This is a genomic window from Alkalihalobacillus sp. MEB130, assembly GCF_032335535.1.
GTDB lineage: Bacteria > Bacillota > Bacilli > Bacillales > Bacillaceae_D > Halalkalibacter.
In genome coordinates this window covers 90,933-103,396 of the sequence record NZ_JAOANA010000012.1, presented here as the reverse complement: position 1 = coordinate 103,396, position 12,464 = coordinate 90,933, and the positions used below count along the sequence as shown (strand labels likewise).

18 protein-coding genes are annotated in these 12,464 nt (G+C 36.9%); 8 read left to right on the top strand and 10 right to left on the bottom strand.

Features of this window, described 5'->3' with window-relative positions:
• Positions 1–137 precede the first annotated feature (137 nt).
• The 4 genes from N0O92_RS13490 to N0O92_RS13475 all read left to right on the top strand — a co-directional run bounded on the left by N0O92_RS13490 (position 138) and on the right by N0O92_RS13475 (position 3,043).
• The gene (locus N0O92_RS13490) at positions 138–413 is read left to right on the top strand and encodes a SunI/YnzG family protein (RefSeq protein ID WP_315615188.1); all 276 of its coding nucleotides are present in this window, start codon (positions 138–140) and stop codon (positions 411–413) included.
• Positions 414–502: 89 nt separating this feature from the next.
• Positions 503–1,402 (top strand): ABC transporter ATP-binding protein, encoded by a 900-nt coding sequence (locus N0O92_RS13485; protein ID WP_315615187.1) that lies wholly within the window; start codon positions 503–505, stop codon positions 1,400–1,402.
• On the top strand, positions 1,395–2,645 hold the full coding sequence (locus N0O92_RS13480; RefSeq protein ID WP_315615186.1) for an ABC transporter permease: 1,251 nt from the start codon (positions 1,395–1,397) through the stop codon (positions 2,643–2,645). The genes N0O92_RS13485 and N0O92_RS13480 overlap by 8 nt, the downstream gene beginning before the upstream one ends.
• 71 nt (positions 2,646–2,716) lie before the next feature.
• Complete coding sequence (locus tag N0O92_RS13475; RefSeq protein WP_315615185.1) at positions 2,717–3,043, top strand: MGMT family protein; 327 nt, start codon at positions 2,717–2,719, stop codon at positions 3,041–3,043.
• 19 nt (positions 3,044–3,062) lie between these two features.
• On the opposite strand, the gene N0O92_RS13470 is transcribed toward N0O92_RS13475, so the two are convergent.
• From N0O92_RS13470 to N0O92_RS13450, 5 genes are all read right to left on the bottom strand, one after another.
• A complete protein-coding gene (locus tag N0O92_RS13470) occupies positions 3,063–4,061 on the bottom strand; it encodes an aldo/keto reductase (protein ID WP_315615184.1) in 999 nt (332 codons plus the stop codon).
• Positions 4,062–4,164: 103 nt separating this feature from the next.
• Positions 4,165–4,899, bottom strand: a complete 735-nt coding sequence (cbiQ, locus tag N0O92_RS13465; RefSeq protein WP_315615183.1) for a cobalt ECF transporter T component CbiQ — start codon at positions 4,897–4,899, stop codon at positions 4,165–4,167.
• 27 nt (positions 4,900–4,926) lie between these two features.
• Positions 4,927–5,754 carry a DUF4198 domain-containing protein gene (locus tag N0O92_RS13460; protein ID WP_315615182.1) on the bottom strand — a complete coding sequence of 276 codons (828 nt, stop codon included), beginning with the start codon at positions 5,752–5,754 and terminating at the stop codon, positions 4,927–4,929.
• Between the two features lie 8 nt (positions 5,755–5,762).
• Positions 5,763–6,191 (bottom strand): hypothetical protein, encoded by a 429-nt coding sequence (locus N0O92_RS13455; protein ID WP_315615181.1) that lies wholly within the window; start codon positions 6,189–6,191, stop codon positions 5,763–5,765.
• Positions 6,192–6,211: 20 nt separating this feature from the next.
• The gene (locus N0O92_RS13450; RefSeq protein ID WP_315615180.1) at positions 6,212–6,817 is read right to left on the bottom strand and encodes a CbiM family transporter; all 606 of its coding nucleotides are present in this window, start codon (positions 6,815–6,817) and stop codon (positions 6,212–6,214) included.
• A gap of 264 nt (positions 6,818–7,081) precedes the next feature.
• Here N0O92_RS13450 and N0O92_RS13445 point away from each other — a divergent pair, with 264 nt between their 5' ends.
• Positions 7,082–7,276, top strand: a complete 195-nt coding sequence (locus tag N0O92_RS13445) for a hypothetical protein (protein WP_315615179.1) — start codon at positions 7,082–7,084, stop codon at positions 7,274–7,276.
• A 93-nt stretch (positions 7,277–7,369) separates the two neighbouring features.
• Here N0O92_RS13445 and N0O92_RS13440 read toward each other — a convergent pair whose 3' ends face one another.
• A complete protein-coding gene (locus tag N0O92_RS13440; protein WP_315615178.1) occupies positions 7,370–7,891 on the bottom strand; it encodes a hypothetical protein in 522 nt (173 codons plus the stop codon).
• Positions 7,892–8,075: 184 nt separating this feature from the next.
• On the opposite strand from N0O92_RS13440, the gene N0O92_RS13435 reads away from it, so the two are divergent.
• From N0O92_RS13435 to N0O92_RS13425, 3 genes are all read left to right on the top strand, one after another.
• The gene (locus tag N0O92_RS13435; RefSeq protein ID WP_315615177.1) at positions 8,076–8,531 is read left to right on the top strand and encodes an Hsp20/alpha crystallin family protein; all 456 of its coding nucleotides are present in this window, start codon (positions 8,076–8,078) and stop codon (positions 8,529–8,531) included.
• Positions 8,532–8,655: 124 nt separating this feature from the next.
• Entirely contained in the window at positions 8,656–9,810 is a 1,155-nt protein-coding gene (locus tag N0O92_RS13430; protein ID WP_315615176.1) for an agmatinase family protein, read from the top strand.
• 71 nt (positions 9,811–9,881) lie between these two features.
• Positions 9,882–10,703 (top strand): ATP-binding cassette domain-containing protein, encoded by an 822-nt coding sequence (locus N0O92_RS13425; protein ID WP_315615175.1) that lies wholly within the window; start codon positions 9,882–9,884, stop codon positions 10,701–10,703.
• Between the two features lie 24 nt (positions 10,704–10,727).
• On the opposite strand, the gene gerPC is transcribed toward N0O92_RS13425, so the two are convergent.
• The 4 genes from gerPC to N0O92_RS13405 form a co-directional block, all read right to left on the bottom strand.
• On the bottom strand, positions 10,728–11,408 hold the full coding sequence (gene gerPC, locus N0O92_RS13420; RefSeq protein WP_315615174.1) for a spore germination protein GerPC: 681 nt from the start codon (positions 11,406–11,408) through the stop codon (positions 10,728–10,730).
• Between the two features lie 32 nt (positions 11,409–11,440).
• A complete protein-coding gene (locus tag N0O92_RS13415; protein WP_315615173.1) occupies positions 11,441–11,665 on the bottom strand; it encodes a hypothetical protein in 225 nt (74 codons plus the stop codon).
• Positions 11,666–11,680: 15 nt separating this feature from the next.
• Positions 11,681–11,902, bottom strand: coding sequence for a spore germination protein (locus N0O92_RS13410; RefSeq protein ID WP_315615172.1), 222 nt, complete (start codon positions 11,900–11,902; stop codon positions 11,681–11,683).
• A 218-nt stretch (positions 11,903–12,120) separates the two neighbouring features.
• Complete coding sequence (locus N0O92_RS13405) at positions 12,121–12,345, bottom strand: spore germination protein (protein ID WP_315615171.1); 225 nt, start codon at positions 12,343–12,345, stop codon at positions 12,121–12,123.
• Between the last annotated feature and the right edge of the window lie 119 nt (positions 12,346–12,464).

Sequence of the window (12,464 nt, the reverse complement as noted above, 5' to 3'; positions counted from 1 at the left end):
ACTATTTGTTATCCTTTTTTCATGAGATCGTTATCGTATGAAACCATCTTTGTTATTGAAACGTAGAATTAGAGACGCTTACGTTGTTAGTTACAGAAAAACCTAAGACATAGTATTACGGAAATGGTGGGATGGATATGTTCGAAGTCAAAATTGAACAAACGAAAGATGATATTGTATTTAAATGGCAGTTGTCGAAAATGAATATACCTATTACTGACATTGTAGATGTAACAAGTGATGATACGTATGCTGGGGATAAAAGTTCGGTCATGCGAATTGGATATCCATATGGTACAACGGAACGAATTTACATAAAAACGCAAAAATCAAATTATCTTGTATTTACGAGTAAGGCGTCCATAAAAGAGCAAATTGTATCAGCTATAAAAAGAAAAAGGAAAGACAATTAATACTTAGAATAAAAACATAAAAGTAACTAGATTTAAAAAATCAAAATAATAGTAGAATGTAACATAATTAGGAAGAAAGGGTGGGGAGGATGACATTATTAGTAAAAGACGTAACAAAACGATTCGGTGCCTTTACAGCCGTTAATAATCTTTCACTAGAAGTACCAAAAAATGAAATGTTTGGGTTCTTAGGAGCGAACGGAGCGGGCAAAACGACAACGTTTCGAATGATTTTAGGATTGTTAGATCCGACTGCAGGATCGATTACATGGGATGGCCAAGAAATCAATTATACTACTACAAACAAGATTGGTTATTTGCCCGAAGAACGAGGTCTTTACCCTAAAATGAAAGTAAGTGATCAAATCATTTACTTGGCTCGATTGCGCGGGATGAAAAAACAAGATATTTTAAACGAATTAGACATGTGGCTTGATCGTTTTAATGTACCTGAGTACAAAAACAAAAAAATAGAGGAACTTTCAAAGGGAAATCAACAAAAAATACAGTTTATCGCATCCGTCATCCATAAGCCAACTCTTCTCATTTTAGATGAACCCTTTAGTGGATTAGATCCTGTCAATGTTGAACTTCTAAAAGAAGCAGTAAAAGACCTAAAAGAAAGCGGAACAACCATTGTGTTCTCAAGTCACCGAATGGAACATGTTGAAGAGTTATGTGAGAATTTATGTATCATGCATCATGGTGCTCCTGTAGTTCTTGGTGAATTAAAAACGATTAAACGATCGTTTGGCAAAAAGAATATTTCTATCCATGCTGATTTCGACTTATCGGTGCTTCAATCCCTACCGGGTGTTCTTAAGTGGAAAAAAACAACAGAAGGAGTACACTTGCAGGTAGAGTCGGAAGGTGTTGCTGAAAAAGTATTTCAACAAATTGTTTCAATTGGTTTTGTAAGAAAGTTTGAATTAGAGGAACCGTCTTTGCAAGATATTTTCATTGAAAAGGTGGGGACTTCCTATGAATAATTTCTGGATTATGTTATCACATGCTTATTTTTCAAAACTCAAAGCAAAATCATTTATTATTACTACCACTATACTAGCGGTTGGGATTTTTATTATGGCCAATATTGGTCTAATTATAGACGTCTTTCAAGGGGAAGATTCTACTTATCAAGTAGCGGTTATTGATGAGTCTGGTGAGTTATTACCTTTATTAGAAGAGGAATTAGCCGTTCTGAATGAAGATATCACACTTTCATTAGCTACTGTTTCTCAAGAAGAAATTGAACTACAAGTAGAAGAAGGGATTTATGAAGGACTACTCAAATTATCTTATGGTCCGGAACAGTTCCCCGAAGCCATCTACATATCAACTTCATTATCTGGAAATGTTGTAACATCAAGTATTCATGCAGCTTTGCAACATATTCAATCCCTGACGGCTGCATCACAACTCGACTTATCCATTGATGAAGTAACACTATTGAATACTCCTGTAACCTTTACACAGGAAGCCATAGTGGAAGGAGCCAGGTCCGCTGAAGAGCTAAACCAAGCAAGAGGAATTGTGTACATATTGTTGTTTTTCATTTACTTTTCAGTCATTATGTACGCAAATATGATTGCTACGGAAGTCGCGACCGAAAAGTCTTCTCGTGTCATGGAAATACTTATATCAAGTGTTTCTCCAGTGAAACAAATGTTCGCAAAGATTATTGGAATTGGCTTTGTCGGACTTACTCAGCTTTCCATTTTGCTATTAGTTGGCTATCTTTCTATTATTCAAAATCAAGATACTCTTGTTGGTGGATTCTTTGATGTCTTTGGTTTTGGAGATTTATCTTCTTCCATTATCTTTTATGCAATTGTTTTCTTTTTGCTAGGGTATTTCTTGTATGCCACATTAGCAGCGTTATTAGGCTCTTTAGTTAGCAGAATTGAGGATGTCCAGCAAATGATCTTACCTATGACTTTTCTAGTCATGATTGGCTTTTTTATAGCCATGTTTGGATTAGGAGTCCCAGATTCAACATTTATAACAGTAACCTCCTATATTCCATTTTTTACACCAATGGTTATGTTTCTTAGAGTGGGGATGTTAAACATTTCACCTGTTGAACCTCTTCTAGGAATTGCAATTTTACTTTTGGCTATTATCATACTAGCTATATTTGGCGCAAAAATTTACCGTGGTGGTGTCTTAATGTATGGAAAATCCAATTCGTTAAAAGATATAAAAAAAGCAATAGATTTGACGAAAAAATAAAACATCAAAAAGCAATGGATCCCAATCCCATTGCTTTCCTTCTTGATCATGACGAAAGGAATGCTACGATCATGCAACCATTTACAGAACGTGTACTCAAGATCATATTACATATACCAAAAGGAAAAGTAATGACATACGGTCAAGTTGCCAATCTAGCTGGTAGTCCAAAAGCAGCCAGGCAGGTCGTACGAATTTTACATTCAATGAGTAAAAAACATCAATTGCCATGGCATCGGTTGGTCAATTCAAAAGGAGAAATAAGCATTAAAAATGAAGAATTACTTTTTATACAAAAAATGTCATTAGAAGCAGAAGAAGTGAAAGTAGAAAATGACAAAGTTAACTTAGATGTCTATCAATTCAACCCACAAAGAGATCAAAAAGGAGAAAATTAACCCTTTTTGATCTCTTTGTTTAAAGCTCCCGACGGAATTTTTCAATAAATCTGGTCGGATATTCAGATGGTAATGCACTTACATCATCTAACTCCTCGAAATGTTCTGCCGAGAGACGCCAACCAACAGCTTTGATGTTTTCTTCATATTGCTCAAGTGTTCGTGCGCCGAAAATTGGTGATGTAACACCTTCTTTCATTAATAACCAGTTTAAAGAAACTTGAGTAGGTGTTTTACCAATTTGTTGAGCGATTTCTTTTACTTTATTAACAATTGTAAAATTCCGTTCTATCCCTTTGTTTTCCCAACTAGATTCTCCTTGTAATCCTTCTGAAAGACGTCCGGATGTGGGTGTTTCCATGCCATCATATTTTCCTGAAAGAAGTCCACTACCTAAAGGTCCCCATGGAAGTACTCCGATTCCTTCTTCCTTACATAAAGACATAACTTCTCGGTCCATCTCTCGGTTGACTAAACTATACTGAGGTTGTATCGATATAAATTTTGCATACCCTTTTTGTTCACTGATCGATAAGGATTTCATCATTTGCCATGCTAAAAAATTGGAACATCCTATATAGCGAACTTTTCCAGAAGTAATAAGATCATCTAACGTTCGAAGGGTTTCTTCAATAGGAGTTAAATGGTCCCAGACATGAAGCTGATACAAATCTACATAATCCGTTTGTAGTCTTTTTAGACTGGCTTCGATCCCATCCATAATTCGTTTACGCGAGTAACCAACGTCATTTGGTCGGTCTCCTATTTTCATCCTAACTTTTGTTGCTACTATTACATCTTGTCGCTTTTCCTTAATCGCTTTTCCTACTATCTCTTCCGATTTACCCCCAACATAAACATCTGCCGTATCAATGAAATTACCACCATCATCGAGAAAACGATCAATTATCCTAATGGATTCAGCTTCAGGAGTCGCTTTTCCAAAAGTCATCGTTCCAAGGCATAATTCTGAAACAGCCAACCCGCTTTTTCCTACCGTTTTATATTTCACAATCATTCACCTCTACAATAATTTATGTACCCTCTTTATTGTACCAGTTGTTCTAGTTTTTTCACAAAATAGAACAACATTTCTGAGGAGAAGTTCAGAAATGCTGTTATTATAAATAGAAATTCTCTACCCCTATCAAAATAACAATAAAACTAACAGCCAACACTGTTTTTCCAATATCTATCTTTTTTACTGCTTTTGGATCAGCAAACCGTAACCTTCCATTAAAACATCGTGATGCCATCGCCTCATAAACTAAGTCTGATCGGTCTAATGATTTTCTTAGTAAACACCCCGTTAGCTGCCCGTAAATTTTTAATTGATTAAGCCGAATTCCCCCATAAAAAAAACGTGATTTAGCAGCTGTTTGCATTTTTTGAATGTCATCTAAAAATAAAAAAACATAGCGGTAAGAGAGCAATAAGACAGTAATTAAAACAGGAGGTACCTTCAAATGAGCCAAGCTAGTCATAAATTGTTCAAGTGATTGAGTTTCCAATATGATCGTAATAAGTGTCATAGATGTAAAGGCTTTTAATAAAATAACGCTAGCAAATAAAACTTGGTCGCTACTAATTGGAAAGCCATGGCCAAATACTAAGGGAATGGTCATTAACAAAAGAAAAGGCAGAATAATTAAATACCTTTTCACTAATAAAGTTACGGAAATCCCCATCATCAACAGAGCAATAACAGTTATCATATAGGCAAGGAATACGACAAAAGGGGAGGATAGGCTAATCACACCAAAAATGTACAGAATAGCAGCCATTAACTTGGCCCGCGGTTCCCAACAAAGAGCCCAATTGCTAATGGTTGATTTCGCCTCTGCCGTTTCTGCCATAAATAGTCCCCCTTTGCATGAATTTAGCTATTCTTCTCTCGTCTTTTTAACCGTCAATAAAACAATGGATGCACCGACAAACAAACCAATTACTAACATCGCGACTAACGTCCATATATTGGTTGATGACTCTACCGTTTGACCTGTATCTAATAATAAAGTCGAGGTCTGACTAACGATCTCATATTCCTCTCCGTCAAGTGTACCCGCTTCCTCGCTTCTTACATTTGCTTTGAGTAACCACTCACCTGTTGAATCAAATTGAAATTCAATCACCCCATTGTGATCCGAGGTACTTTCTAATATCTCTCCGTTAGGACCATAAGCAGTAACTGTTGCGTCAGACACTTCATGTCCGTTTAATTGAACGATTCCCCTAAACACGCCTGTTGTGAAACTAGGTAAATGGATGGTTGGCACAATTTCTAGGTCTAAGGAAATTGGTTGATCCGCGATCGATGAACTACTACCTACATGATGAATGACTTTTGCCATTTGATTGCTTAATTGAGTAATCCCAGTATCAGGAGTGTATGTACTAGGCGTTCTCATCGCCCAAAACGTATAATCGCCGTCTTCTGTTATGGGTACGTATGATACCGCGTGGACTCCGATACTCTCAAGTGACAATTGTTCTTCGTTTCCATTTGGATAACGTACATATAACTCATAGTTGTCGTGGTTGGATACATCTAAAAAGTCTCTCAAGTGCCCCCATAATACATCGACTCTTAATTCTTCATCCGTATCATTTTCTTCCACTTGTATAAATAGTTCATGGGCTGAAATTTTTGATGGAGTTAGTAAAAACGTGAAACTAAAAGCAATTAGAAGAAAAAGAAATGATTTTTTCATAGAATCATTCACCTCTTGTAAGTCTTTTGTCTTGTTCGATACTTAAACAAAGCCGCTATGAACAACAAGATAGAAACTCCTAAGAAAGTGCGTATCCACAATGGAATTGCTTGAAGCACTTGTTCATTGTTATCTCTTATGAAGACCACTCGATGTCCTAGACCATCATCTGCTACAAAACGGTGTGGTGTTTGTTCTGAATCAAACTTATAATAACCGTTGTGATCTACTTTACCTTCAAAAAGGAACATGCCATTTTCGTTATAAGCTGTAACAGTCGCTAATTGAGCGTTTGTTCCATCATCGTAGCGAACATGTAAGGTGCTGCTATCTGTTTGCTCAATTATCATGCGATGCGCAGAAACAGGATCCGGAATAAGTACGACCATTAACGATAAACAAAAAACAAACACTAAAGTTTTTGAGCTTTTTTTCATTCTGGTTATACCACCTCCAATCAAACATCTCCTTTAAATAAATTCGGCTTCATTTCAAATAAATGCTTTACAGCAAATCCAGTTAAAATTCCTTCAAGCAGAGCTAATGGAAAATAAGCAAAAATGACAATTCGTATAACAGAAAATACTCCTTCCCCGTAACGTTGATCAGAAAATAATAGAAGAACAATTAAAAGTCCAACCCCTAAACCAATGGCAAGAAAACCTGAAAGGAATCCTCTTAGAAACAAGGAAGAATGGTAGAGGTAACGAGAGAGCCAATAAATAAATAAGGCGGGTAAAGACATTAGGATCATATTTGCACCGAGTGTTGTAATTCCGCCATGTTGAAACAATACAGCTTGTAAAATCAAGCCAATAAAGATACCAAGCGGGGCACGTTTTCCTAAAACCAAACCTAAAAAACCACCTAATAGTGGATGAACCGATGTAGGACCTATTGGAATGTTGATCAATGAAGCAACGAAAAAGGCACCCGTTAAAAGACTGATTCTAGGTATTTCTTCTTCCCTTACTCCCTTAATCGAATAGGCTAACAGGCCGAAAGCTCCAACTGTGGTCGTAAGCGCAACAGGTAGACTAATTACTCCGTCAGCGATATGCATTTATAATTTTCATCTCCTCCTTATTCCATAATTCGTTTTCAATCACTCTTTTTCGAGTGAAACCTGCAATAATTGATTCAATTAACTATATCGAAAGTAGCTATTGAATATGTTTGTCCGCCAAAAACTTTTTTCATTCTTTGTTGGACATGATTAAAAATTGAAAAGGGACATCTATACATTTTTCAAAACTCGGTGACTTTCAACTATACGAGGTTGTCCGCTTAATCATAATTTAGTAGAAGAGAGAAAGGAGGGAGGATGTTGAAGAAATATGGGCATAAAACCATTATTCATCATTTGAGTATTAACCATATTTCAGGAGGTGCTTCGATTAATTATGGCCCCACAATTCATAAAGGACATCAAGCCAATCAAAAGATCAATGCAGATGAAATCGTCATAGGGGATGAGTTTAATTTTGGAGTTATAAATGAAGAAAATGATTATGAAAAATGAAGATGAAAATAGATAACAGAAAACAACAAAGAAGAGTGGAGGAGCAAACAAAGTTCCATATAAAGAACCTCGCCTACTCCCATGATTATATTGCTACTTCATAAAGCCACTAATTAGCTTCCACATAGGGTTAACTTGATTATAAAAATTCACCGCTTTTCCAAGCCCTCCATTTATTTTACTAAGGCTTGGGAATGGAGAAGTTGGGTTACCACCAAACGGTTGCGGTCCACCTTGTATAGTTTGATCATGATCGTTTGGATTCGGTGAATTGTTTCCTTGGTTGCCTTCTTGTTTTTTATAAGCTTCTCCAACTGGGTAATCTTCTGGTCCAAAGAATGACTTTAAAAAAGGATGATTCATTGGTCCGTTACTTGGGATTCCAAAATTCATAAAAGATGGATGGAAAGGGTTTTCCATTTGAAATGGCTGTCCAGGTTGATTGGCATAGTTATCATAATTTGGGCCCGGTCCTTGCATCGGTGGAACTTGTTTGAAAAAGTTCTTGAAAAATGGAGTATTCATAGGAACTTGCTGCATCCCGAATTCAAAAGGGTTAAATCCAAGAGGAGACATTGGTGGCTTTGTGCGATGATTAGGTTGGTTAGGAAACATGTCATTCTCCTTTAATTCATTTATTTTTCTCGTTACGCTAGTGTATTCTGTTTATCGAAGAATGTCCGGGTGAATAACTAATGAAAATTGGTTTCACTGAATACTAATGTTGAAAAGACCTTAGTCACCTATCATGTAAAGATTCATAAAAATATAGAAGAAGCTAACTATGGGAGGGACTAAGGTGAACAGATATTGGCCGAATCATTGGAAGAAATCCTTGCCAAACTTTCTAGGGGAAGACTTTTTTTCCGCTTTTGAGAATATGGATGTTGAGAGTAGCAATAGTTCGCATGCTGACGTTAGCATGAACATTTATGAATCAGGAAACGAACTTCTATGTATCTTTGCTACGCCAGGATTAAAGTTGGAAGATGTTGATATTTATGTCTATGAAAAGACTCTTGAAGTTAGAGGGACTATTCATATTGATTACAACGGCTTCAGACTAGTACATCAAGAGATTCCGCAAGGACCCATTCAACGAACAGTTGAATTGCCATTTGCAGTCAGAGACGATAAAGTCGAAGCCATGTTTAAAAGCGGACATTTATTTATCCATTTACACCGATTATTTAGACCAAATCAATCAAATAACAAGGTAGTTGTTCAAAATTTAGATAAGACCAGCCGAAAGTAAGCTGGTCTCTTTTTATTGATGTAATAAGGCTTTCCCTATTGAATATATATGTGTTGGGGTGGACTTCGACTCCTTTCAGCATGTTTCATGCATCCTAGATTATGGAGAATAGAGGTGGTTTTTATTGGGCTTCTTTGACGATCATGGGTTGAGCTTTCGAAAGAAAAAAGCGCTCGAAAGTGATAGGCAATATGACTTATTGGGCCTTGAACAAGCAGAAAAGGAAGCAAAAATACCCGAAGTAGAGAACAAAAGAATTTTGGAAAGGTCCCTTAAGTATGGATTAGAAGCGGCCCCTTCAATTGGAGATCGCACCATATCAACGTTTACAAGGGAACCAAGACCGGCGTATGCTGGAATCCCGACTTTCTTACGTACGCCCTTTTTAGAAGATGTACGTAAAGTAGGTGACTATGATGTAGCTTTTATGGGTGTTCCTTTTGATATAGGTACTACCTATAGGGCAGGAGCAAGGTTTGGCCCTGAAGCCATTAGGCGTATCTCTAAACTTTATACGAGTTATAGTTATGAAAAAGGAGTAGATTTAGTCGAATCACTTAAAATGTGTGATGTGGGTGATGTGTTTACTATTGCTAACATTGAAAAAAGTTTTGACCAGATTTTCAAGGCCGTCTCCCACGTATTTGCTCAAGGAACGTTACCGGTCATGCTTGGTGGGGACCACGCGATAGGCTACCCTTGCCTTCGAGCGATTGCAGAGAATGTTGACGGTAAGGTTGGGATTATTCACATGGATCGTCATTTGGACTTACAAGAAAAAGACATGGATGAAAGAATGCATACGACTCCTTGGTTTCATGCAACAAATATCCCTAATGCTCCACCGGAAAACCTCGTTCAAGTTGGAATTGGTGGCTGGCAAGTTCCGAGAGAAGCTGTGCAAAACGTTCGGAAGTTTAATACGACCGCCATTTCTATTATGGATATTGAACGTCTAGGAATTGAAAAAGTAGCTGAAATTGCCCTTGAAAAAGCGTGGAAAGGAGCGAAAGCTGTTTACTTAAGTGTCGATATTGATAGTTTTGATGCAGGTTTCGTTCCAGGAACAGGTTGGCCTGAACCTGGAGGATTCACACCGAGGGAAGGATTAAAGTTCTTAGATTTAATAGCAAGAGAAGGAATTTGTGGATTAGAGGTTGTTGAAGTGTCTCCACCATACGATATAAGTGATAAAACCGCTTTGTTAGCTACTCGTATCATAGCAGATGTTTTGGCATCAATGGTCGACGCAGGAAAGTTAGGAAAGAAATTTTCTTAGTCCATTTTTCATTGAAGTGACTTGTTTATACTTGTCACTTCTCCTTCATTGTTTCATTTAGGAGGTGCAATATGAATGCCATTGAATTGGCTCATGTAACGTATGATTACCAAGATGGTACAAAGGCACTCGAGGATATTTCCCTACAAATTCCTATCGGTTCAAAAGTAGCCTTACTTGGACCGAACGGAGCTGGAAAATCAACCTTGCTTCACCATCTAAATGGGTTAAAGCTCCCTCAAAAAGGCAGCGTTAAGATTATGGGTAGTCCATTAACGAAAAAAAGTACGAAAACCATTCGTCAGAAGGTCGGACTAGTGTTTCAAGACCCCGACGATCAAGTGTTTTCAGGTACTGTTTTAGATGATGTCGAGTTTGGACCACGTAACTTAGGAATGTCCAAAGAAGAGATTGAGGATGTTTGCCGGGCTGCTTTAGGATCAGTTGGAATGTTAGAGTTTAAAACAAAAGCACCGTTTCATCTAAGCTATGGTCAGAAAAAAAGAGTGGCGATTGCCGGAATTTTAGCAATGAAGCCCGATATTGTGGTTTTAGATGAACCGATGTCCTATCTAGACCCACAAGGTAGGGATGAAGTAGCTGCCTTATTACAAGGCTTACACTTCATGGGGAAAACCATTTTACTATCCACACATGATGTTGATTTTGCTGCTTCATGGGCAGATACGATCATCTTAATGAAGGAAGGGAAGATACTGGCAACTGGAGGTCCTGAATTATTAGTAGATGAAACATGGATTAGAAAAGCAAATTTACATTTACCTGTCATTGCCAGATTATTTAGGATGCTTGAAACTGAAACATTGCCAAAAACGGAACAAGAAGCAGCGAGAATGCTTTATGAGATGATTCATTATAATAAAACATTTTAAGACGAGGAACTAAAAGGGATAGGCTTATCCTTCGTTGCCAAATTCAAGATCTTCCATTTGTTGTTCAAAGTTTTCTGTATCAATATCATTGAATTGAATTTTCCCATCTTCATTAAGAAATTTTTTTAAATCATCTAATTCACCTAATGCTGTCATACCGATCATTAAGTTGCCAGATAGCTCTTCAACCGTTAATTCTTGGATTTTATAATTGATATTTTCAATATTAATTGGTTTAATTTGCTCAACTTTTTCTTTCAATTCCTCTTTCTCTTTTTCTACTTTTTCAAGCTTCTCATGCAAGTCTTTTACTTGCTGCGATACTTGCTTTAGAAGATGTAAGTAATAATAGTCATTGTATTGATAGGGGCTTTGTTTCGCCGTAGGTTTACCAAAAGCTTCTGCTTCTAGATGATTCTCAGCTTCTTCTTCAACCAATTGTTTAGTATCCTCTTTTTCTTCGTCCACTTGATTGTTTTCTGATATTTGCGCAGGAAACGATTCATGTTGAGATGAATAGTATGGATAGACTGGTTGTTGTTCTGCCTGATAGTTAGAATAATACTGGTATTGAGGTTGATGATAGTATGCTTCTTGCTGCGGATAATAGGTTGTATATTGTGTATTATTGTATGGTGATTGAAATGGCTGACTAGGTTCTTGATACGCTGAATTCGATTGAACGGTGGGGTACCAATTATACATGCTATCCTCTCCTTACATGATCAAGTTACCTTTTACTCTGTTTCGGGAGGTACGTCTATGATTGGAACATCTACAAAAGGAAGATATTTTCCATTCTCATCATTTTCATCATTCAATTCAAGCTCATTTTCTTCATAATATGGCTTCGGAAACTGAGCAGTTGATGCATGATTTTGCGCCAGAACAGTCTTGCCTATATTTAACGAACCAATTGTGCTAATGGAATTAATACGTATATTCCTTATGTTAATCTGCATATAGTTCAACCCTCTCTAAACTTGAGCCTGTGCTTGATCTGCTACATCTGGGTCATTCACTAAATTAGCGTTATTAAACTGCAATGGTGAGAAGTTTGCATCCCCAGCTTGAGCATAACCGACATTCATTTTCACATTCGCTTGATGACCTTTGTGCAGTACATTTCCAAAGTTTACAGATGCATTGTTGGAGGCGCTGTTAATTCGAATGCCGAAAATATTATTTACATGTGTCAACTTCGATTCCTCCTATTAATCCTTTTCTTTATTTTATTCGTATGCTACAAACGTAATGATGTCACAGATACCAATAATACTTTTATCTTATGTATGAAAATAAATAGAGTGAATGTCTACATCTAAGTAATTATCATTTTATTCTCAAACGAAAAACAGAATTGCCAAAATGATTTAGCCATATTCTGTCTTTCATTTGGAATATTTAACAACGAATTTTATACTTGAGCTTGTGTTTGATCTGCTACATCAGGATCATTTGTTAAATTGGCATTATTAAACTGTAAAGGTGAGAAGTTCGCATCGCCGGGCTGAACATACCCTGCATTGCTTTTCACATTTGCTTGATGTCCCTTGTGCAAGGCATTACCTAAGTTCATGGATGCGTTATTAGATGTGTTATTGATTCGAATCCCAAAGATATTATTCATATGTGTCAACAATTTGACTCCTCCTAAAACATTAGTAATCTCAAAAATATATTGCTATCGTATGCGTGGAGAAAATAATAGTGAGTCACTGAGAGGTTTCTTTCAAGAGAAAGATTTTTGTTTTGAATAGC

Excerpts from the sequence above, each read along its gene's own strand:
- N0O92_RS13450 (WP_315615180.1), bottom strand. The coding sequence starts at position 6,817 with ATGCATATCGCTGACGGAGTAATTAGTCTACCTGTTGCGCTTACGACC.
- N0O92_RS13455 (WP_315615181.1), bottom strand. The coding sequence starts at position 6,191 with ATGAAAAAAAGCTCAAAAACTTTAGTGTTTGTTTTTTGTTTATCGTTA.
- N0O92_RS13490 (WP_315615188.1), top strand. The coding sequence starts at position 138 with ATGTTCGAAGTCAAAATTGAACAAACGAAAGATGATATTGTATTTAAA.
- N0O92_RS13480 (WP_315615186.1), top strand. The coding sequence starts at position 1,395 with ATGAATAATTTCTGGATTATGTTATCACATGCTTATTTTTCAAAACTC.
- N0O92_RS13440 (WP_315615178.1), bottom strand. The coding sequence starts at position 7,891 with ATGTTTCCTAACCAACCTAATCATCGCACAAAGCCACCAATGTCTCCT.
- N0O92_RS13415 (WP_315615173.1), bottom strand. The coding sequence starts at position 11,665 with ATGCAGATTAACATAAGGAATATACGTATTAATTCCATTAGCACAATT.
- gerPC (WP_315615174.1), bottom strand. The coding sequence starts at position 11,408 with ATGTATAATTGGTACCCCACCGTTCAATCGAATTCAGCGTATCAAGAA.
- N0O92_RS13460 (WP_315615182.1), bottom strand. The coding sequence starts at position 5,754 with ATGAAAAAATCATTTCTTTTTCTTCTAATTGCTTTTAGTTTCACGTTT.
- N0O92_RS13485 (WP_315615187.1), top strand. The coding sequence starts at position 503 with ATGACATTATTAGTAAAAGACGTAACAAAACGATTCGGTGCCTTTACA.
- N0O92_RS13475 (WP_315615185.1), top strand. The coding sequence starts at position 2,717 with ATGCAACCATTTACAGAACGTGTACTCAAGATCATATTACATATACCA.
- N0O92_RS13425 (WP_315615175.1), top strand. The coding sequence starts at position 9,882 with ATGAATGCCATTGAATTGGCTCATGTAACGTATGATTACCAAGATGGT.
- N0O92_RS13470 (WP_315615184.1), bottom strand. The coding sequence starts at position 4,061 with ATGATTGTGAAATATAAAACGGTAGGAAAAAGCGGGTTGGCTGTTTCA.
- cbiQ (WP_315615183.1), bottom strand. The coding sequence starts at position 4,899 with ATGGCAGAAACGGCAGAGGCGAAATCAACCATTAGCAATTGGGCTCTT.